The organism is Priestia sp. FSL R5-0597 (genome assembly GCF_038006305.1).
Taxonomy (GTDB): domain Bacteria; phylum Bacillota; class Bacilli; order Bacillales; family Bacillaceae_H; genus Priestia; species Priestia zanthoxyli.
Window position 1 is genome coordinate 4,702,501 of record NZ_JBBOUZ010000001.1, and the last position, 19,482, is coordinate 4,721,982.

20 protein-coding genes, 1 rRNA gene and 1 riboswitch (1 of these 22 only partly in view) are annotated in these 19,482 nt (G+C 38.3%); of the genes, 10 read left to right on the plus strand and 11 right to left on the minus strand.

Annotated features, from left to right (window positions below; genetic code table 11):
- Positions 1–561: ribosomal RNA gene (locus tag MKX72_RS24830) — 16S ribosomal RNA — on the minus strand; it reaches 991 nt to the left of the window's first position.
- A gap of 353 nt (positions 562–914) precedes the next feature.
- On the opposite strand from MKX72_RS24830, the gene MKX72_RS24835 reads away from it, so the two are divergent.
- The 3 genes from MKX72_RS24835 to MKX72_RS24845 all read left to right on the plus strand — a co-directional run bounded on the left by MKX72_RS24835 (position 915) and on the right by MKX72_RS24845 (position 3,736).
- Positions 915–1,109, plus strand: coding sequence for a hypothetical protein (locus MKX72_RS24835; RefSeq protein WP_033580480.1), 195 nt, complete (start codon positions 915–917; stop codon positions 1,107–1,109).
- 243 nt (positions 1,110–1,352) lie between these two features.
- Positions 1,353–2,939: an AMP-binding protein gene (locus MKX72_RS24840; protein ID WP_033580479.1), complete on the plus strand. Its 1,587-nt coding sequence runs from the start codon at positions 1,353–1,355 to the stop codon at positions 2,937–2,939.
- A 119-nt stretch (positions 2,940–3,058) separates the two neighbouring features.
- Positions 3,059–3,736, plus strand: a complete 678-nt coding sequence (locus tag MKX72_RS24845; protein WP_013059577.1) for an MgtC/SapB family protein — start codon at positions 3,059–3,061, stop codon at positions 3,734–3,736.
- 27 nt (positions 3,737–3,763) lie between these two features.
- Here MKX72_RS24845 and MKX72_RS24850 read toward each other — a convergent pair whose 3' ends face one another.
- The 7 genes from MKX72_RS24850 to MKX72_RS24880 all read right to left on the minus strand — a co-directional run bounded on the left by MKX72_RS24850 (position 3,764) and on the right by MKX72_RS24880 (position 9,633).
- Positions 3,764–4,372, minus strand: a complete 609-nt coding sequence (locus MKX72_RS24850; protein ID WP_155008485.1) for an NAD(P)-binding protein — start codon at positions 4,370–4,372, stop codon at positions 3,764–3,766.
- Positions 4,353–5,120 (minus strand): sirohydrochlorin chelatase, encoded by a 768-nt coding sequence (locus tag MKX72_RS24855; protein WP_033580478.1) that lies wholly within the window; start codon positions 5,118–5,120, stop codon positions 4,353–4,355. Before MKX72_RS24855 ends, MKX72_RS24850 begins: the two co-directional genes overlap by 20 nt.
- A 13-nt stretch (positions 5,121–5,133) precedes the next feature.
- The gene (gene cobA, locus MKX72_RS24860) at positions 5,134–5,913 is read right to left on the minus strand and encodes a uroporphyrinogen-III C-methyltransferase (protein ID WP_028412600.1); all 780 of its coding nucleotides are present in this window, start codon (positions 5,911–5,913) and stop codon (positions 5,134–5,136) included.
- A gap of 91 nt (positions 5,914–6,004) precedes the next feature.
- Positions 6,005–6,604 (minus strand): adenylyl-sulfate kinase, encoded by a 600-nt coding sequence (gene cysC / locus MKX72_RS24865; RefSeq protein ID WP_028412601.1) that lies wholly within the window; start codon positions 6,602–6,604, stop codon positions 6,005–6,007.
- A 12-nt stretch (positions 6,605–6,616) separates the two neighbouring features.
- Positions 6,617–7,768 (minus strand): sulfate adenylyltransferase, encoded by a 1,152-nt coding sequence (sat, locus tag MKX72_RS24870; protein WP_014457931.1) that lies wholly within the window; start codon positions 7,766–7,768, stop codon positions 6,617–6,619.
- Positions 7,769–7,820: 52 nt separating this feature from the next.
- The gene (locus tag MKX72_RS24875) at positions 7,821–8,900 is read right to left on the minus strand and encodes an inorganic phosphate transporter (protein WP_028412603.1); all 1,080 of its coding nucleotides are present in this window, start codon (positions 8,898–8,900) and stop codon (positions 7,821–7,823) included.
- Between the two features lie 19 nt (positions 8,901–8,919).
- Positions 8,920–9,633: a phosphoadenylyl-sulfate reductase gene (locus MKX72_RS24880; RefSeq protein WP_028412604.1), complete on the minus strand. Its 714-nt coding sequence runs from the start codon at positions 9,631–9,633 to the stop codon at positions 8,920–8,922.
- A 254-nt stretch (positions 9,634–9,887) separates the two neighbouring features.
- Positions 9,888–9,990, minus strand: a riboswitch (SAM riboswitch).
- A 313-nt stretch (positions 9,991–10,303) separates the two neighbouring features.
- Here MKX72_RS24880 and cdaS point away from each other — a divergent pair.
- The 3 genes from cdaS (at position 10,304) to MKX72_RS24895 (ending at position 12,267) form a co-directional block, all read left to right on the plus strand.
- Positions 10,304–10,930 carry a sporulation-specific diadenylate cyclase CdaS gene (gene cdaS, locus MKX72_RS24885; protein WP_028412605.1) on the plus strand — a complete coding sequence of 209 codons (627 nt, stop codon included), beginning with the start codon at positions 10,304–10,306 and terminating at the stop codon, positions 10,928–10,930.
- 97 nt (positions 10,931–11,027) lie between these two features.
- A complete protein-coding gene (locus MKX72_RS24890) occupies positions 11,028–11,411 on the plus strand; it encodes a VOC family protein (protein WP_014457927.1) in 384 nt (127 codons plus the stop codon).
- Between the two features lie 67 nt (positions 11,412–11,478).
- Entirely contained in the window at positions 11,479–12,267 is a 789-nt protein-coding gene (locus MKX72_RS24895) for a potassium channel family protein (protein ID WP_014457926.1), read from the plus strand.
- A 9-nt stretch (positions 12,268–12,276) separates the two neighbouring features.
- Here MKX72_RS24895 and MKX72_RS24900 read toward each other — a convergent pair whose 3' ends face one another.
- From MKX72_RS24900 to MKX72_RS24910, 3 genes are all read right to left on the minus strand, one after another.
- Positions 12,277–12,681 (minus strand): YugN-like family protein, encoded by a 405-nt coding sequence (locus MKX72_RS24900; RefSeq protein WP_014457925.1) that lies wholly within the window; start codon positions 12,679–12,681, stop codon positions 12,277–12,279.
- Between the two features lie 100 nt (positions 12,682–12,781).
- The gene (locus tag MKX72_RS24905; RefSeq protein WP_028412606.1) at positions 12,782–14,131 is read right to left on the minus strand and encodes a glucose-6-phosphate isomerase; all 1,350 of its coding nucleotides are present in this window, start codon (positions 14,129–14,131) and stop codon (positions 12,782–12,784) included.
- 245 nt (positions 14,132–14,376) lie between these two features.
- Entirely contained in the window at positions 14,377–14,625 is a 249-nt protein-coding gene (locus tag MKX72_RS24910) for a hypothetical protein (RefSeq protein ID WP_014457923.1), read from the minus strand.
- 214 nt (positions 14,626–14,839) lie between these two features.
- Between MKX72_RS24910 and MKX72_RS24915 the strand changes: the two genes are divergently transcribed.
- From MKX72_RS24915 to MKX72_RS24930, 4 genes are read left to right on the plus strand one after another with little or no spacing between them, the layout of a single operon-like run.
- Positions 14,840–17,245, plus strand: a complete 2,406-nt coding sequence (locus tag MKX72_RS24915) for a Na+/H+ antiporter subunit A (protein ID WP_098112215.1) — start codon at positions 14,840–14,842, stop codon at positions 17,243–17,245.
- Positions 17,242–17,664, plus strand: coding sequence for a Na(+)/H(+) antiporter subunit B (locus MKX72_RS24920; RefSeq protein ID WP_013085301.1), 423 nt, complete (start codon positions 17,242–17,244; stop codon positions 17,662–17,664). Before MKX72_RS24915 ends, MKX72_RS24920 begins: the two co-directional genes overlap by 4 nt.
- Complete coding sequence (locus tag MKX72_RS24925) at positions 17,664–18,005, plus strand: Na(+)/H(+) antiporter subunit C (protein WP_033580470.1); 342 nt, start codon at positions 17,664–17,666, stop codon at positions 18,003–18,005. Before MKX72_RS24920 ends, MKX72_RS24925 begins: the two co-directional genes overlap by 1 nt.
- On the plus strand, positions 17,995–19,479 hold the full coding sequence (locus MKX72_RS24930; protein WP_033580469.1) for a Na+/H+ antiporter subunit D: 1,485 nt from the start codon (positions 17,995–17,997) through the stop codon (positions 19,477–19,479). The genes MKX72_RS24925 and MKX72_RS24930 overlap by 11 nt, the downstream gene beginning before the upstream one ends.
- Positions 19,480–19,482 lie beyond the last annotated feature (3 nt).

Genomic DNA, 19,482 nt, shown 5'->3' on the forward strand with positions numbered 1-19,482 from the left:
TAACGCTTGCCACCTACGTATTACCGCGGCTGCTGGCACGTAGTTAGCCGTGGCTTTCTGGTTAGGTACCGTCAAGGTACAAGCAGTTACTCTTGTACTTGTTCTTCCCTAACAACAGAGTTTTACGACCCGAAAGCCTTCATCACTCACGCGGCGTTGCTCCGTCAGACTTTCGTCCATTGCGGAAGATTCCCTACTGCTGCCTCCCGTAGGAGTCTGGGCCGTGTCTCAGTCCCAGTGTGGCCGATCACCCTCTCAGGTCGGCTATGCATCGTTGCCTTGGTGAGCCGTTACCTCACCAACTAGCTAATGCACCGCGGGCCCATCTGTAAGTGATAGCCGAAACCATCTTTCAATCATCTCCCATGAAGGAGAAGATCCTATCCGGTATTAGCTTCGGTTTCCCGAAGTTATCCCAGTCTTACAGGCAGGTTGCCCACGTGTTACTCACCCGTCCGCCGCTAACGTCATAGAAGCAAGCTTCTAATCAGTTCGCTCGACTTGCATGTATTAGGCACGCCGCCAGCGTTCATCCTGAGCCAGGATCAAACTCTCCGAAGAAATGTTTGACTTGCTCATTTTAAAAAATAAAAATTAACGTTGACGTTTGTCGCTTTGTTCAGTTTTCAAAGTTCAACCGCCGCTCTTAAGCGACTTTACCATCATAACAAGTTGCAATCTAGTTGTCAACAAGTTTTTTATTTGTTTATCACTTCGATGTTTGCTTTAGCAGTTCATCTTAGCGACATTTAATAATATACCATGCCTTCTTTTATTGTGCAATAGTTTTTCGATATATTTTTAAAAACTATTTTCTTGTACACGAAACGTTAGCCAATTAATAGATACTAGCATATCTAGACCTAAGCTAGCATAATGTCTATTAAATCATTATCCGCCAAGGAGGCGTTCACTTGGATACCTTAATTGCAGCTGCACTCTATTTGTCCTTTTGTATGTCTATTCTCTTAATTTCACTTGCTTATTGGGAATCAATTCAAATGTCTAATAAAGAAGGCAAAGTCAACGGCCTTTCATTTATTTCACTTTCAACATTCAGCATAATTTTTTGTTTGTTTACTTCATATTTTTATACCATTCTTTATTAACATGATGTTACGTTGTCTTCTTATAATAAGGAGACATTTCTTTATTTTATTACAATATTCGCATTCGGTATACTTACTTATTGAAATCAATACGATAAACTCAGCTCCCCCCTTCTTCATACGTGCGATGGACAGTGAAGGAATTTGTCGAATGATTTTTTGGAACACTTTCTTTAAATTTGATAAACTACTTTTAGAAAACGCTTTCATATATACTTTAACATTATTCAAGGAGGAAACCAAATGAAACCATTGCTTGAAGTAACGGTTGGAGAACTTTTAAAAGAAAGTACAAAAAAGTTTGGGCATCAAGAAGCGGTTATCTACTCTGAACAAAATATTCGCTATACGTACGCAGAGTTTTATCAAGAAACCTCTCGAGTTGCAAAGGCACTTCTAGCCACCGGTCTCAAAAAAGGCGATCATATCGCTATCTGGGCTACAAATGTGCCGGAATGGTTACTTCTGCAATTCGCAGCAGCTAGAATAGGCGCTGTTTTGGTTACCCTTAATACAAGCTACCAATCCTCTGAATTAGAGTATGTATTGAGGCATTCTGATACAGCAGCGCTATTTTTCATTGATGAATTTAAAAGCACTTCTTATACGTCTATTATCACCGGTATTGAACATAATCTTCCCAATCTAAAACATCTTATAAACTTAAGTGAATCAAGCGAACATACTTCTTGGAACGAGTTCTTAATGAGTAGCTCAATGGTATCGGATGAGGTGCTCGATAAGTATGAGCAATCCCTACATATCCATGAAGTTATCAATATGCAATATACTTCCGGAACAACGGGTTTTCCAAAAGGAGTTATGCTAAGTCACCATAATATAGTAAATAACGGCTTTTTAGTTGCTCAGTCTATGAAACTGACTAACGAAGACCGCTTATGCATCCCAGTTCCTTTCTTTCATTGTTTTGGATGTGTACTGGGCGTTCTAGCATGCGTATCCGTAGGTGCTACTATGCTACCGATTATTGAATTTCAGCCTTCCTCTGTTTTACGCACCGTAGAGAAAGAAAAATGTACAGCGCTTCACGGTGTACCAACTATGTTTATTGCGGAATTAAATGCACTTGAGTTTAATCAATATGACTTATCTACTCTTCGCACAGGAATCATGGCTGGTTCTAATTGTCCAGCAGAAGTAATGAAACGAGTCATAAATGACATGGGTATCAGCGAAATTACCATCGCCTATGGTCAAACCGAAACATCTCCTGTAATCACCCAAACAACCCCAACTGATTCTATCGAGCGGCGAGTACAAACGGTTGGCAAAGTACATGATCATGTACAGATTCAAATTATTAATCCAATTACAGGTAAACAAGCTTCTTTTGGAGAACAAGGAGAACTTTGTGCAAAAGGATATTTAACAATGAAAGGATATTACAAAATGCCGGAAGAAACAGAAAAAACAATTGTAGAGGGCTGGCTACATACAGGAGATTTAGCTACCATCGATAAAGATGGCTATGTAAAAATTACAGGACGTCTAAAAGATATGATTATTAGAGGTGGAGAAAACATTTACCCAAGAGAAATTGAAGAGTTTTTATATAGATTACCCGAGGTAGAAGATGTGCAAATTGTCGGTATTCCTGATCCAAAGTATGGAGAACGAGTTGCTGCATGCATTAAACTCAAGCAAGATTCTTTTCTTACCGCTCAAGAAATCAAAGACTTTTGCAAAGGTAAGCTTGCTCATTTCAAAATTCCCGAACATATTTATTTTATAGACGACTTTCCCATGACGGCATCCGGCAAGATTCAAAAATATAAATTAAAAGAAACGATCGTAGCGCTTTATAAATAATCAGATTTTTTCGAATTTCACCTGTCATTATGAAGAAAAGTTTACTATACTGATACATATCTGTTTTTCTTCTTTCATACAGATATAAACAACAATGTCTATTGAAATAGGTGAAAATAATGGAAAATGAAATGTTGCTCAAATTAGGTATTTCTGCTGTACTTGGTCTTATTATTGGAATTGAAAGGGAACTAAAACGAAAGCCTGTTGGTTTAAAAACATCTCTCGTAATTTCCATTATTAGCTGTTTACTCACGATTGTTTCGATTGAGTCTTCTCAAATTTTTAATAAAGGTGATCATATCACAATGGACCCGCTTCGTCTGGCTGCTCAAATTGTTTCTGGAATTGGTTTTTTAGGAGCGGGTGTTATTTTACGAAAAGAAAATGACAGCATCTCTGGGCTTACAACAGCCGCTATTATCTGGGGGGCAGCAGGTATAGGTATTGCTGTAGGTGCAGGGTTTTATCCCGAAGCTATTACCGGAGTTGTACTGCTCATCATCAGCGTTGAACTTCTCCCTTTCCTTATTACTATTCTAGGGCCTAGGCAACTGCGCGAGAAAGAGCTTATTCTTCAACTTAAGCTGGCTGATAAGCACAATATTTTTGATACAACTAACAGCATTAGAGAAAAGAATATTACAATAAAAAATATTCGAATCAAAGATTTAGACACCAATGAATTATATATACGTATGAAAGTGTCAGTTAATAATCAGCGTCCTACTACAGAAGTGTATTACGAGATTCAAAAAATCAGCGGTATTCGTAGCATTGAAGTTGAAAATGTATAAATGAAAAACGGCCAATTGGCCGTTTTTTTATTTATATTTTTCAATCTGTTGTAAAAATTCCCTCTGTTTTACTAGAGACAGCCGGTATTGATCATCGATAATTTCTGTTAACAACTCATGTTTACGGCTCTTTGACACATTCAATCTGTGGATAAGAACTCTGCATTCGTACAAAAACTGTGTATACTGTGTGTAACTCTCATCATAATTCGAAGATAATTCTTCTTTTATTCGTTTTGTCAACAAAGGACTAGCGCCATCTGTGGATATTGCTAGCGATAATCTCCCTCTAGAAAACTGTGCAGGAATTTGAATATTTCCATCGGAAAAACTGCTGGCCATATTAACCAACTGATCATTTTTAATATGCTGCTTAACGAACTTATTCACAGCTTTATCATTTGTAGCTACAACAATAAAAAAAACATTAAGTAAGTCTTCTTCTCCTACTTTTTTTCTTTTTACACACAGCTGATTCTTAGCTTCCCACTCATTTATTTCAGCTGAAACAGTTGGAGCAACCACTGTAAGGGCTGCTCCTTCTTGTAAAAAACCTTTAATTCTACGAGTTGCGATTGTTCCGCCTCCAACTACTAAGACCGAACGATCCTTTAAATCAAGCATAACGGTATACATCGTATTGATTTCCTCTACTCGATAATAACGTTTTTACTTGATGACTTAAAATGTGTGCAAGTCCATCATGATAACCTAGGTAGTTTGCTAAGATAAACTGCTGGTCATCTGTTGATAACTGCTCCAACTCTTCCTTAATTTCGTTCATTAAAATACCGGTAAACAAAAGGTACGGGAGAACGAATACTTGCTTATACGAAGTTTGTTTAGCAAGGTGCAGGCCTTCTTTTAAATTAGGGGCAGCGGCAGCTAAATAGCATGTGCTCACTTCTTTAAAAGCTCCTTTACCTTTTAGCAGTTGAGCTATTTCGTTAAAATCTTTTTTTACAGCAGGATCACTGCTTCCTCTGCCGACCAGCAATACCATCGAATCTTCATGCTTATCCACATTGGTTTCATTGATTCTCTCTACTAAGATATCAACAATTCGTTCGTCTACGCCGAACGGTTCTCCGTACAGTACTTCTACTTGTGGATAGCGTTCATATACTTTGTGTATTTCTTCAGGTATATCATGTTTTGCATGGGCAGCTGTTAATAACAGCAGCGGCACAATGGCAATACGAGTAGCACCTTGTTCAATACACGCTTCAAATCCTTGTTCAATAGTAGGGTAAGCTAGCTCTAGGAAACAAACTTCTTGAATCGGTACATCTAGATTTTTTTTACATCTTTCAATAAAAGCAACTGCCTGATCAGCGCCTTCTTTTACGCGGCTGCCATGGCAAACATATAAAACTGCATCCATATAATCAACCTCTTTAGTAAGCTTCTTGTGCATACGAATAGTAATGCTGTCCAGTCTTCTCAAACCAATTCAATCGGTCATGAAAATTTACAACTTCACCAACGATAATCATACTGGGATTTTCAATTTGTTCTTCTTTAACAATATCAACAATTGTACCAAGAGTTCCAGTTACAGTGCGCTGGTCCGCACATGTGCCCCAGTGAATCAATGCAATTGGCGTAGCTGAGGTTTTTCCATGTTCCATTAACTGTTGGCAAATGTACGGTAAGTTCCTCACTCCCATATAAATGGCAAGAGTATCTACACCTTTGGCTAGGCTATCCCATTTGATTGCATCATGCTCGCTGTCTTTACGGTGTCCTGCTACAAAAGCAAAGCTTGCGCTGTATTCCCGGTGAGTGACAGGGATTCCTGCATAAGCAGCAGCTGCGATACCTGATGTAATTCCTGGAACAATTTCAAATGAAATGCCCTGTTGCACGAGAGCTTCTGCTTCTTCCCCTCCGCGTCCGAAAACAAATGGATCTCCGCCTTTTAAGCGCGTTACAATTTTCCCCTTTTTAGCGAATTTCACTAAAAAGTTATTGATTGTTTCTTGCTTGAGGGTATGGTAGTTTGGAAGCTTTCCGCAGTAAATAATATCAGCATTACTTTTAGCATACTCCAGCAGATCCTTATTCACTAAACGATCATATAAGATAACATCTGCTTGCTGAATTGCTTTCAACCCTTTTAATGTAATTAAATCTGGATCTCCTGGTCCTGCACCGACTAGATATACTTTCCCCATGAATGCCTTTCACCCTTCCATCATTTCCACGTCTCCGCAGCGCTCCCAAATTTTAATTTGAATTAGAACAGCGGACAAAGTCCGCTGTCATTTAGATGAATTTTCGGTTAGATAAATATTCAATAACAGTTTGTACACATTCTTCTACAGACTGTGTGCTTGTATTAATTGTTACTTCAGGATTAGCAGGTGACTCATAGGGAGAATCAATTCCTGTAAAATCACGGATTTCTCCGCTTCTTGCTTTTTTGTAAAGGCCTTTTGGATCTCTTTTTTCACATTCTTCTAACGGACACTCTACGTATACTTCCAAAAATTCATTCCCCTCTAAGATCTCACGCACTTGAGCGCGATCTTCTTGGAATGGAGAGATAAATGCTGTTAGTACCACTTGACCGCTGTCTACGAACAGCTTAGAAACCTCACCGATACGGCGAATATTTTCTGTACGATCTTCAGCAGAAAACCCTAAATTCTTGTTTAAGCCAAAACGAACATTGTCACCATCTAATACATAATTGCGAATATTTTTATCAAAAAGCGCTTTTGCCACTGCGTTTGCTACGGTAGATTTACCTGAACCCGAAAGGCCCGTAAACCATAATACAAAACTGTGATGATTATTTTGCTCGCGTCTTTCCTGTTTTGTAATTCCAGCATCATGCCACGTAATGTTTGTTGATTTACTCACTTCAACCGCTCCTTATTTTGAAGATACTTTTTGTTTTGCTAATCCCTTAATTAACACTTCAATTACTTCTTTACGGCTGAATGTGCTTGGTGGCACTTCTCCGTTACGAAGCATTTCACGTACCTTGGTACCAGATAGAATCATATGATCTTCCTTGCTGTGAGGGCATGTTTTCGTTGATGCCATCGCTTCACACTTCTTGCAGTAGAAGCTGTGTTCAAAAAATAAAGGTGTAATTCCTAATTCATCTGCCGTAAAGTTACTGAAGATTTTTTGTGCATCATATGTTCCGTAGTAGTCACCAACACCAGCGTGGTCACGGCCTACAATGAAATGCGTGCATCCAAAGTTTTTTCGAACCATTGCATGGAAAATAGCTTCTCTAGGTCCAGCATAGCGCATTGCAGCAGGGAAAACTGCCAAAGCTACACGATCGCTAGGATAATAGTTCTCTAAAAGTACTTCATAACTTTCCATACGGATATCTGCTGGGATATCATCTGACTTTGTTTCTCCTACAAGTGGATTTAAAAACAGGCCGTCTACAATTTCTAATGCTGTTTTTTGAATATACTCATGCGCACGGTGAACAGGGTTACGAGTTTGGAATCCAACAACCGTTTTCCAACCGCGCTCTTCAAATGCTGCTCTTGTTTCAGTTGGATCTAGGTAATACTTTTCAAAACGCGTTTTAGGTGTACGTTCTACAAGTACGATTGGACCTGCTACATATACATTTGGGCGTTCCATCATTTTCTTCACACCAGGGTGGGCAAGTTCTGCTGTGCGGTACACATTTTCCGCTTCTTTTTCTTTATTTGGCGTATATACTTCAGAAACTTCTAAAACACCATATGTCACACCGCTTTGAACTAGTTTTACTTTGTCGCCAATGTTTAATTCTTTAGCCTGCTCTTCTGTTACGGGAAGAGTAATAGGAATACTCCATACAGTTCCATCTGCTAGACGCATATTTTCAACAACTGATTGATAATCTTTTTCTCCTAAAAACCCCGTAATTGGGCTGTAAGCACCAATCCCAATTAGTTCTAAATCACTTAGAGCCATGTTGTCTACTTCAATTTCTTTTGTTAGTGAAGTGTAGTCATATGTTGGTTGATATAAATTAATTAATTCTCCACCGTGTGCTTGAATTGTTGTCATTTTGTAAAATCCTCCTTAAGTAATTAACACAATATAATAAAAAGCAATTGAATCACGCAGTCATTTTTTCTTTTTCCGACTGCAAGCTTGCTCTTTTTCTTCTAGTCGTTCTAGCTAAGCTTAGAACACCTGCTGTGGCAATGCAGCCACTAGCTAGCACCACAAATGAATATAAGTCGCTTTCAAGTACTAATTTCACAAGAACATATGAGATTACGAGTGAAAATACAGGGGATACCACCCAAACCTTTAACATTTGAATGACCACTTCGCGCTGTTCTTTCGTAAATCCCGTTTTCGCTGCGCCTATCCCAATAATAGAAGACGTAGTGACCTGTGTAAGCGGTACTGGCAAACCAAACAGTGAAGCTGCTGTAACAAGAGAAGCACCAGTACCTGAAATAATGCAGCCTTCCCCTACAGAATAGCGAGTAATTTTTTTTCCGTTTGTTTCAATAACTCGGCCTCCTAGTAAAAGAGCTCCGAGTGCCACCGCCAATCCTCCTGCTATGACACCCGTTGTAGCATCCATTAACCCAGCTCCTACTAGAGGACCGACAGCATTTGCCACATTATTCATTCCAGCTGAGAAGGCTTCAAAGAATCCCGTCGCTATAACTAAAATCGTTAAAACTCTTTTCCACTTTCCCTCTGCTTCTTTTTTATGCGCTCTGCGTTTTATCACTTTCCCAATCAAAAAAGCAATGACAAATGAAACTAGCGGAACAATAATCCAAAAAGACATGACAATTAAAAGTTTTTCTACATACAGAGATTGATAAGCTACTCCTACTCCAACAACTGAGCCAACTGTTACTTCACTTGTTGATAGAGGGATACCAATCAAATTCGCGAAAAAGAGTGACAGCGTTGCAGCAGCCAGAATGATAATAACTAATTCTACTGACAGCAGTTTTTCAGGTATGATACCTGAACTGATGGTTTTTACCACCTCACCGCCTCCGGTAACAGCTCCGAGCACAATTCCTACAGCACAGATGAACAGGGCCACTCTTCGCTTTTTAATTGCACCGGAGCCGTATGAAACGCCCATAGCAGCTGCTGCACCGCTTGCCCCAATATTCATTGCAAAAAAAAGCGCAATGATAAAGGCAACATATAAAAGCATCATTTATTCAGCTCTTTCGTATTTAAGATTCGTGTAATCCGCACTCAACTTTTTGTGTACCTGCCCATCTTCCTGAACGTAAATCGTCTACATTATAGGCAGGTGCGGTACAGGGCTCACAGCCGATACTTGGGTAGCCTTGATCATGAAGTTTGTTGTACGGCAAATCATGCTTATACACATAGCGCCAAATTTCTTTCCATGACCAATGAATTAACGGACAAACTTTCACCTTCTTGAATTTCTCATCTTTATTAAAATAATTCGTGTTGGCACGAGACTCAGACTGCTCGCGTCTCAAACCAGAAATCCACGCATCATAAGGAGCAAGGGATTCTCTTAGCGGAATGATTTTTCGAATTTGACAGCATAAGTTAGGCTGACTCTTCCAAAGCTCATCTCCATGTTTTTCAGCTTGTTCTGCAAGAGTTAAATCCGGCTTTTTCATATGAATACGTAAATCAGGGAAGCGTTCTTTAATTGCATCAATCACTTCATATGTTTCTTTAAAATGAACGCCTGTATCTAAAAAGACAATTTCAGCGTCTTTTTTCACTTTTGAAATTAAATCAATTAACACGATTCCTTCGATCCCAAAGCTTGACGCATAAATAATTGAATCTCCGTAGGTATCATACGCCCACTGCAATGCTGAAAGGGCTCCTTTTGTTTCATCTTTACTGTCGAACTCTGGAAATGTATCGCTCCAGTTTTCGTACGTATATAAGTCTGCCATTTTCTCCACTCCAATTCTTAGTTATCCGCGTTATCCAATAAAAAAAGACGGTTTTACCCACTAGAATTGGATAAAACCGCCTCTAGTGTGTCTAGTCAGCGAAACTATTTAATTCTTACTTTACTTCGGCGTGTTCAAAAATTTGTTTTAAGTCGGGGTTTACAGTCATTGGTTTCCCTTCTCAAATTATCGCTTGCGCTATATCAAAATAAAAAGTCTTCCGTATTGAAAGACTGGGTAGGCAATAAATTTTCACCTTATCTTTCAAAATGATACACACTTTGCTGGAATTAGCACCTTGCTAAGCAGGTTGCCGGGGTTCAGCGGGCCAGATCCCTCCACCACTCTTGATAAGCATTTTTTAAAAATTTTAGCATATTTAGAATATTTGTCAACATTAAAAATCATATATCCGATAAGAAAACTATACTTTAAATTCACAGAAATATCTATACTTTTATTTAAAACAACATATGTAAATTTAACCCAAATGTGAACATATCAGTTTATAAAACGCTTTCTTTTTTCTCCAACTTTTGATGTTCTCTTGCTAAATAAAACGCAAAATCTCTCTATAAAATTAATAGCGGATTTATAAGCTTTACGGATAATTCACCCACATTAGCACACATTACAGATAACACTGACTGACAGATAGGAGCTATATAAGATGGAGAGACAACCCTTTCAATTAGACGATACAATTAAAAATAATGTACGAACATATTTACAGCAGATTTCAACTGAAGCCTCTAATTTAATTAAACATTTAGACACGAGTGATCATTGTATCCTATGTGATTTTGAGGAGATGAGAAGGTTATTTCAAGATGTTCAAGCTACGGCCGCCTCTTATTACTTGCGTCATTACTTATCGCCTTATACATTTGAATACGCTGCTCTGTCCCTAGCTATTCATAACCTCTCTGAGAAACGTCACGGCGCTTTAATTGTCATTGAACGGGAACAAAATGTTGATCCTCTTATTCAAAAAGGAATGCCTATTCAAGCTCCTGTCAGCGCTACGCTAGTTGAGACACTGTTCTATCCAGGGACACCCTTACATGACGGAGCTGTCCTAATTAGAAATAATCAGCTTATTTCGGCTGCTAATGTTTTACCTCTCTCGTCTATTATTTCAACGAACAAAAAATTGGGAACACGTCACCGTGCAGCCATTGGAATGTCAGAAAAATCGGATGCATTAATTTTAGTTGTATCTGAAGAAACAGGCAAAATTTCGTTTGCGCTTGATGGAAGCCTCTACCCTATTCACTCCAGCAAAAATATGATTTAAGAGCCCTTTCCTAATAAGCAGCCCTATCTTGACTTCTATATCCTTTCTCTTTAATATATTTCATAGTTTTTACATACTATAGATACGGGTGATGCATATGGCAATTTTAAAATTTGAACATGTAGGCGTTCAAGTAAAGGATATAGAAAAATCTATTGAGTTCTATACACAAAAGGTGGGATTAGAGCTCATCGAAACACTACCACATACCGATCCGTCTTTGAAGCTAGCTTTTCTAGGTTTAGAAGGCAATGTAATCGTAGAGTTAATTCAAGGGTATAACTCAAGCTTACCTAATGAAGGTAAAGTTCATCATTTTGCGCTGGCAGTAGATGGAATTGAAGAGGAGTTTGAGCGTTTAAAATCAGCAGGCGTTTCATTTGTGGAAGAAAACATTGTAACTTTGCCAAATGGAGCAAGATACTTATTTTTCTATGGTCCAGACAAAGAATGGATTGAATATTACGAAGTAAAAAGATAAAGATATCTTATACCTTCAGTGAAAAATGGTCATACTGTGGCTATGACTAATCACTGGAGGTATTTTTATGATGGAATGGCTATTATTTCGACTTTTTCGTCGTTCTATTTTAGTGCGGCTTCTTTTTATTATCGGCTGCCTTGTTTTACTTTTCGGCATGCTTATACATTTCCTAGAGCCGCAAACGTTTGGGAATGTGTTTGAAGGAATTTGGTGGGTTATTATTACAATCTCTACTATAGGGTACGGTGATTTTGCTCCCACCACTACGATTGGAAGGTTAGCTGCAATTATTTTAGTCCTCATTGGAACGGGATTTATTACTACTTATTTTGTCACGCTTTCTAAAATTGCTGTTTCCGCTGAGAGCGCTTATCTGGAAGGAAATTTAAAGTTTTATGGAAAAGATCACTTCATCGTTGTGGGGTGGAATGAGCGCGCCAAACTCGTGTTAGAGTCTTATCGCGACGCATTTCATAAAGAAGACATTGTTCTTATCGACGACTCTTTGACTAAAAACCCCATGATCTGTGATCGCGTTCATTTTATTAAAGGAAGTCCCTCTCACTATGAGGTATTAGAACTTGCTAATGCTCGGTACGCAAAAAAAGTGCTGATTACTGCGGATCAGCATAAGACAGAAGAATATGCAGACATGAATACTATTGTTACGCTAGTCGCTCTGCAAGGACTGAACCCTTCTATTTACAGCATCGTTGAACTGTTAACAAAAAAGCATATTCAAAATGCGCAAAATTTGGGGGTAAATGAAATGATTAAAACAAACGAGTTGATTAGTCAGGTCATGTACGAACATATTTTTGTAAAAAAATTAGAGAGTTTAAGAAAAGAATAGTCCCTTCAATTACCGAAGCAGCGCCTCTTCTGCCTCTCTAATTAGCTCTTCTCCTAAGCTGATATACTTTTCTGGAAATGAAGCGTCTGCGTCTTGGGGTTCTGCAAACTGATTAAATGAAGCACCCACGTTTCCATTGTGAACATTGTCATCTAGGCCAATTTGATACTTATGTGAAAGTAAAAATGGCGTACCAATCTGTACGGTTGTTCCTTTAGAATCCAGTTCTCCATTCGTAGCTGTAAACGGGATACGTAAAAACTGATAGCCGACTTCATCGTTCATCTTATAGTCGAATGAACCATGATCATAATCCCAATTTCCTCCAATGTTATACCCAAGCGGCTTAAGCGTTTTTTCTAATTCATAAAGCTTGAATAATGTGCCGTCTAATCTTGAAGATAATTCAATCATCTTATCCCTCCTCTGTTTTAACATGTCCTTTTTCCAGCTTTTTATCCTTTATCTCAAAAGCAAAAAAGTTCACCTTCTAACAAGAAGGTGAACTTTTTATTTATTTCAAACGCTTTTCTAATTCTGCTTTTTTCTCTTCAAAACCAGGTTTTCCAAGAAGAGCAAACATATTTACTTTATATGCTTCTACTCCAGGCTGATCGAACGGATTTACTCCTAGTAAATAGCCGCTGATTGCGCATGCTTTTTCGAAGAAGTATACAACATATCCAAACGTATACTCATCTAGCGCCGGAATGTTTACAACTAAGTTTGGAACGCCTCCGTCTGTGTGAGCAAGCATTGTACCTTGGAACGCTTTTTTATTTACAAAGTCAACTGTTTCCCCAGCTAAGTAATTTAGTCCATCTAAGTCCGCTGCATCTTCTTCAATTGTTAGCTCATGACGAGAATCTTGAACTTGTACAATTGTTTCAAAAATATCACGACGACCTTCTTGTACATATTGACCTAAAGAATGAAGATCCGTTGAGAAGTTAGCAGATGAAGGGTAAATACCTTTTTGGTCTTTTCCTTCACTTTCACCAAATAACTGTTTCCACCACTCAGCAAAGTATTGAAGAGCTGGCTCATAGTTAATCAGCATTTCAATTGTTTTTCCTTTATTATAAAGAACATTACGAGCTACAGCATATTGATAAGCTGCGTTTTCTTCTAGCTCTGATGATGAAAATGCTTCTTGAGCATCAGCTGCCCCTTTCATCATTTGTTCGATATCAAGACCTGCAGCGGCAATTGGCAATAAGCCAACTGCTGTTAATACTGAATAACGGCCGCCTACATCATCTGGAATAACAAATGTTTCATAGCCTTCTTCGTCCGCTAATGTTTTTAATGCGCCGCGCGCTTTATCTGTTGTTGCATAAATACGCTTGCGTGCTTCTTCTTTGCCGTATTTCTCTTCTAATAATTTACGGAAGATACGGAAAGCAATCGCCGGTTCTGTTGTTGTACCAGATTTTGAAATAACATTAATAGAGAAATCTTTATCTTGTAAAACATCCATTAAGTCTTTCATGTATGTTGAGCTGATGTTGTTACCAGCAAAAATAACTTGCGGAGTTTTACGCTGTTCTTTTGATAATGTGTTATAGAATGAATGCTGAAGCATTTCAATAGCAGCACGAGCACCTAAGTAAGATCCTCCAATACCAATAACAATTAATACATCTGAATCAGATTTAATTTTTTCTGCACTTTTTTGAATGCGTGCAAATTCTTCTTTGTCATACTCCGTAGGAAGGTCTACCCATCCTAAAAAGTCGTTCCCAGCACCTGTTTTTTCATGAATTGAATGGTGAGCTACTTTCACGGCATCACGTAAGTATGTAAGTTCATGTTCACCAAAAAATGATAACGCGTTTGAATAATCAAAACGAACATGTGTCATAGTCTGTTCCTCCATTAAAATATCTTTATTTTCCACTTTATCGAAACTGTTAGCTGAATTCAAGTGAATCCACTTACAATTTGACACAATCATTATAGTTTGTTGAAACTGCAATCATTGTATGTACCCTTTTATTTAACGATAAATTCCGTTATGAAGTCAACTAATGTTCTTTGATTACAGAACGGAATTCATGCACGATGACGCAAATAATAAGCAAATAAAAAACGACTAAAGAGTGGTCTTCAATCGTTTTTTATTTGCTTACCGGATGGTGCAATATAGTTCATTTCACCTATCTTTACATATTGTCTCGGTTTATAAGAGGCTTTTAACAGGGAAGAGTCTATTGATATGGAATTTTCAGCTTCACTTTTAGAAGTGATTAGCATCCTGTTTTCTTCTTTCATTTCCAAGTGATTATTTAGCACAAATCCACTCATACATAGTGCGGTAAAAATGAGAAAACTGATGGCTATTTGTTTCCTATACATTTCCATCACCTCACTCTTAGAGTGACAATTTCGCATGATTTTTATACGTCGAAAAAAATTTTTTTATGTTTTTTTTATGGATTTTGTGACGAGTTTCTATTTATTTAATAAGCCTTGAAAATTCTGCTGATACTAAGAATTAGCATGGATGCATGCATAATTAAATTATTATATAATCGGTTACAGAATTGAATATCACAAGGAGGTTTGTCTTTTGTCGTGGTTGCACTTGGTGATTTTATCGCCTTTTTTATTAGCCTTTTTTGTCCCGCTTCTGTATAGGAAATTCCAGCGTATTCATACAGGGTGGTTCGTTTTACCTCTTCCACTTGTGTTGTTCATTTATTTCACACAATATATCAGTGGTGTTTCTAAGGGGGAAACATATCTACATTCAATGAAATGGATACCTAGTCTGGGCATTAACTTTGATGCTTATGTGGATGGACTCGGTCTTCTATTTTCTCTGTTAATCACCGGAATTGGGACACTTGTTATTCTTTACTCCATTTATTATCTTTCTAAGACAAAAGAAGCGCTGCATTCGTTTTATGTCTATTTGCTTCTTTTTATGGGATCTATGCTAGGAGTTGTATTATCAGACAACTTAATGAGTCTTTACAGCTTTTGGGAATTAACAAGCCTTTCATCTTTTTTATTGATTGGTTATTGGTACAAACGAGAGAAATCTCAATACGGAGCCTTAAAATCTATGCTCATTACCGTATTCGGAGGACTTTCCCTATTAGCAGGAATTGTACTTTTATACGTCATGACAGGTACTTTCAGCATACGCGAAATTATCTCAAACGTAGATGTGGTTACATCAAGTCATCTATTTATTCCAGCTCTAGTCCTCATTTTATTAGGGGCCTTTACAAAATCTGCTCAGTTTCCTTTTCATATTTGGCTGCCAGATGCAATGGAAGCTCCAACCCCAGTGAGTGCATACCTTCATTCAGCTACAATGGTAAAAGCGGGAATTTATCTTTTAGCAAGACTCAGCCCTGTTTTTGCTATAAGCGCCACTTGGTTTTTTGTTATTTCAATCATAGGACTAATTACACTGTTTTGGGGCTCGTTTTCAGCAGTAAAGCAACAAGACTTGAAAGGGATTTTAGCTTTTTCAACAATTAGTCAGCTTGGGATGATTATGTCACTTATAGGAGTAGGTAGCGCAGCTATTCACTATGATTTTTTAGACGATAATATCTACTTAGTGGCTCTTACTGCAGCAGTTTTCCATTTGATTAACCACGCTACCTTCAAAGGCAGCTTATTTATGGTAGTAGGCATTGTCGATCATGAAACAGGCACGCGTGACATTAGAAAGTTAGGCGGGTTAATGAGCTTCATGCCTGTCACATTTACCATTGCTATCATTGGGGGATTTTCAATGGCAGGTCTCCCTCCCTTTAACGGATTTTTAAGTAAAGAGATGTTTTTTACAGGCATGGTAAACGTGACAAAAATGGATATGTATAGCATGCAGACGTGGGGAATTTTGCTGCCTATCATCGCTTGGGTGGGAAGTATTTTTACGTTCGTCTATAGTATGATTCTTGTCTTTAAAACCTTTACAGGCAAATACCAGCCCGAAAAGTTGGAGAAGAAGCCGCATGAAGCACCAGTAGGCATGCTGATTTCACCGGTTATTTTAGCATCATTGGTTGTTATTTTTGGCTTTGCTCCTAATTTATTAGAATCAACCCTTATTGAGCCAACAATGGCCTCTATCGCACCTAGCCTGCTAGCTGAAGGTAAAGAATATCAAGTGCATATTAAATTTTGGCACGGCTTTACGCCAGAATTATTTATGACGCTAGGGGTCATCACATTTGGTATTTTGTTGTTTATGACGCTTCAAAAGTGGTCAAAAATTTATACACGATTCCCTTCTTCTTTAACGCTTAATAACGGATATAATTATGGCATTAAAGGGATGGAAAAAGGCTCAACGCGCATCATGAAAACATTAATGACAGGATTTATTAGAGACTATCTTTTAATCATTTTTACTTTCATAGGCATTTTACTTCTCGTAACGCTCTTTTCTCAGAATGCCTTTGCGATTGATCTAAAAGATACTGCTTCTATCGGCGTTTATGAAGCCATACTAGCAGTTGTAATGGTTGCGGCTACTATTACAACTTTATTGGCAAAATCACGCCTCACAGCCATTATTTCGCTGGGAGTTGTCGGGTATACGCTTTCTTTATTTTTCGTATTATTCCGCGCTCCTGACTTAGCTTTGACTCAATTAGTTATTGAGACTGTATCCGTATCACTGTTTTTACTATGTTTCTACTACTTGCCGGAGTTTCGGAAGCGAAAAGTAAGGGTGAAGTTTCAACTGCCAAATTTACTGGTTGCCCTTCTTGTAGGAACGACCGTTACATTGCTTGGCATATCAGCAAACAGTACAAAACTATTTGAATCGATTTCACATTACTTTATTGAAAACAGCTATGAAAAAGCAGGCGGCGAAAACATGGTGAACGTAATCCTTGTGGACTTCCGCGGATTTGATACATTATTTGAAATTACCGTACTTTGTATAGCAGCTCTTGCTATCTATGGCATGATTCGTCTTCGGTTAACAAAGGAGGAAGAAGAATGAAAAAAAATGATTTGATACTACAAACCACAACGAAAGTAGTCACGTTCATTATTATCATTTTTGCCATTCATCTTTTCTTTGCAGGTCATTATACACCCGGGGGAGGGTTTGTTGGGGGACTTACTACCTCAGCTGCCCTTGTATTACTACTGCTGGCTTTCGATATAAAAACCGTATCGAAAGTCATCCCATTTGATTATAAGAAGGTTGCGGCTTCCGGTCTGCTGCTAGCTATTTTAACCGGGCTGGGATCATTTATTTTCAAAGTTCCCTTTCTCACTCACACGTACAGCTACTTTAACCTTCCCCTTCTCGGGAAAACATCTTTAGCTACCGTTGTACTGTTTGATTTAGGCGTATATCTAGTAGTTGTTGGTGTTACGATGACCATTATTCAAACGATTGGAGAGAGTGAATAGTGGAAATATTAATGTCCGTAGTGGCAGGGATTCTATTCACTGCCGCTGTATATCTCATGTTATCCCGCAGTTTACTGCGAATTATTATTGGAACAGGCTTATTAAGCCACGGTGTTCACCTGTTGATTTTAACGATGGGCGGATTAAAAGGGGGGAGTGTTCCCCTTCTGGGAGAAAAGGCTTCTTCTTATACAGATCCTTTACCTCAAGCCCTCATTTTAACTGCCATTGTCATAAGCTTTGGCGTCACTTCTTTTTTCCTTGTACTAGCTTACAGGGCTTATCAAGAACTCGGAACAGACGATATGGACAAGTTAAGGGGAAATGAACATGACGAGTAATTTTGTAATCATCCCACTGCTTATCCCGTTTGTTGTAGGTGTTGTGCTCATTTTTTTCAAAGACAATATTAAACTTCAAAGGATAATCAGTGTTTTATCATTAATCACCACCACTGCTTTTGCTGCATATTTGGTACAGTTGGTTCAATCAAAAGGTGTTTTAACTCACGAGCTTGGGAACTGGAAACCTCCTTTTGGAATTATTCTAGTAGCGGACATGTTCGCTTCCCTTCTCGTGCTTACTGCTAGTATCGTAACACTATGCTGCGTTCTTTTTGCTTTTCATACAATTGGCGAAAGACGTGAACGCTTTTACTTTTATTCGTTTGTACAGTTTTTATTAGTAGGCGTATTTGGCGCTTTCTTGACAGGTGATATCTTTAACTTATTTGTCTTTTTTGAAGTCATGCTTATGTCTTCGTACGCTCTTATTGTAATTGGCGGTACAAAAGCACAGCTTCGAGAGTCTCTTAAGTATATTTTAGTCAATGTCATTTCATCTGCTTTGTTTGTAATTGCTGTTGCTTATTTGTACGCCGTAACAGGAACTCTCAACATGGCAGACCTTTCGCAGCGAATTGCAGAGGCTAATCAGCCGGGAATTTTAACAACCATTGGCATGCTTTTATTTATTGTATTTGCATTAAAAGCAGCTTTATTCCCAATGTATTTTTGGCTTCCAGGTTCGTACAGTGCGCCTCCACCCGTTATCATCGGGTTGTTTGGTGCGTTGCTCACAAAAGTAGGCGTTTATTCGATTTTCAGGACTTTCACTTTACTGTTTTACCATCATCCTGAATTCACTCATCAAATTATCGGCTACGTTGCGCTTTTGACTATCGTTGTTGGTGCAGTAGGCGCCATTGCTTATTCGGATGTGAATAAAATTTTAATTTATAATATTATTATTGCTGTCGGAGTCATTGTCTACGGTGTAACTTTAACAACAAAAGCAGGTTTTGAAGGAGCCATTTATTATTTAATTCACGACATGATTATTAAAGCAGCTCTCTTCCTTCTTGCTGGAAGCATCATTCGAATAACTGGAACAACAAAATTAAAGAAAATGGGTGGGTTAATTAAAGACTATCCGCTGCTTGGCTGGATGTTTTTTATCGCTACTATTTCGTTGGCAGGAATTCCTCCCCTAAGCGGCTTTATTGGAAAATTCCTTTTAGTTCAAGGCGGTTTAGAATCAGAGAGCTACACGTTTGTAGGAGTTTTACTCGTTTCAAGCCTGCTCGTTTTATATTCTGCCATTAAGATTTTCATGAGCTGCTTCTGGGGTGAACCTACGCTTTCTTCTGAGCATGAAAAAGTATCCCTTAAAGGTATTCTATACCCATCCGCTATCTTACTTGCTGTTTCTGTCTTTTTAGGACTAGGTGCAGAAGCTGTTATTCCTTATGTGTCAACAGCCGCTCAAACGCTTATGGATCCTTCAATTTATATCCAATCGGTGTTAAAGGAGTAGATC

Bases quoted from the DNA above. Each gene is read 5' to 3' on its own strand.
- MKX72_RS24890 (WP_014457927.1), top strand. From the start codon at position 11,028: ATGGCAATTTTAAAATTTGAACATGTAGGCGTTCAAGTAAAGGATATA.
- MKX72_RS24875 (WP_028412603.1), bottom strand. From the start codon at position 8,900: ATGATGCTTTTATATGTTGCCTTTATCATTGCGCTTTTTTTTGCAATG.
- MKX72_RS24930 (WP_033580469.1), top strand. From the start codon at position 17,995: ATGACGAGTAATTTTGTAATCATCCCACTGCTTATCCCGTTTGTTGTA.
- cdaS (WP_028412605.1), top strand. From the start codon at position 10,304: ATGGAGAGACAACCCTTTCAATTAGACGATACAATTAAAAATAATGTA.
- MKX72_RS24880 (WP_028412604.1), bottom strand. From the start codon at position 9,633: ATGGCAGACTTATATACGTACGAAAACTGGAGCGATACATTTCCAGAG.
- MKX72_RS24850 (WP_155008485.1), bottom strand. From the start codon at position 4,372: ATGTATACCGTTATGCTTGATTTAAAGGATCGTTCGGTCTTAGTAGTT.
- MKX72_RS24845 (WP_013059577.1), top strand. From the start codon at position 3,059: ATGGAAAATGAAATGTTGCTCAAATTAGGTATTTCTGCTGTACTTGGT.
- MKX72_RS24910 (WP_014457923.1), bottom strand. From the start codon at position 14,625: ATGTATAGGAAACAAATAGCCATCAGTTTTCTCATTTTTACCGCACTA.
- cobA (WP_028412600.1), bottom strand. From the start codon at position 5,913: ATGGGGAAAGTATATCTAGTCGGTGCAGGACCAGGAGATCCAGATTTA.
- MKX72_RS24920 (WP_013085301.1), top strand. From the start codon at position 17,242: ATGAAAAAAAATGATTTGATACTACAAACCACAACGAAAGTAGTCACG.
- MKX72_RS24900 (WP_014457925.1), bottom strand. From the start codon at position 12,681: ATGATTGAATTATCTTCAAGATTAGACGGCACATTATTCAAGCTTTAT.
- MKX72_RS24840 (WP_033580479.1), top strand. From the start codon at position 1,353: ATGAAACCATTGCTTGAAGTAACGGTTGGAGAACTTTTAAAAGAAAGT.
- MKX72_RS24905 (WP_028412606.1), bottom strand. From the start codon at position 14,131: ATGACACATGTTCGTTTTGATTATTCAAACGCGTTATCATTTTTTGGT.
- MKX72_RS24855 (WP_033580478.1), bottom strand. From the start codon at position 5,120: ATGGATGCAGTTTTATATGTTTGCCATGGCAGCCGCGTAAAAGAAGGC.
- MKX72_RS24895 (WP_014457926.1), top strand. From the start codon at position 11,479: ATGATGGAATGGCTATTATTTCGACTTTTTCGTCGTTCTATTTTAGTG.
- sat (WP_014457931.1), bottom strand. From the start codon at position 7,768: ATGACAACAATTCAAGCACACGGTGGAGAATTAATTAATTTATATCAA.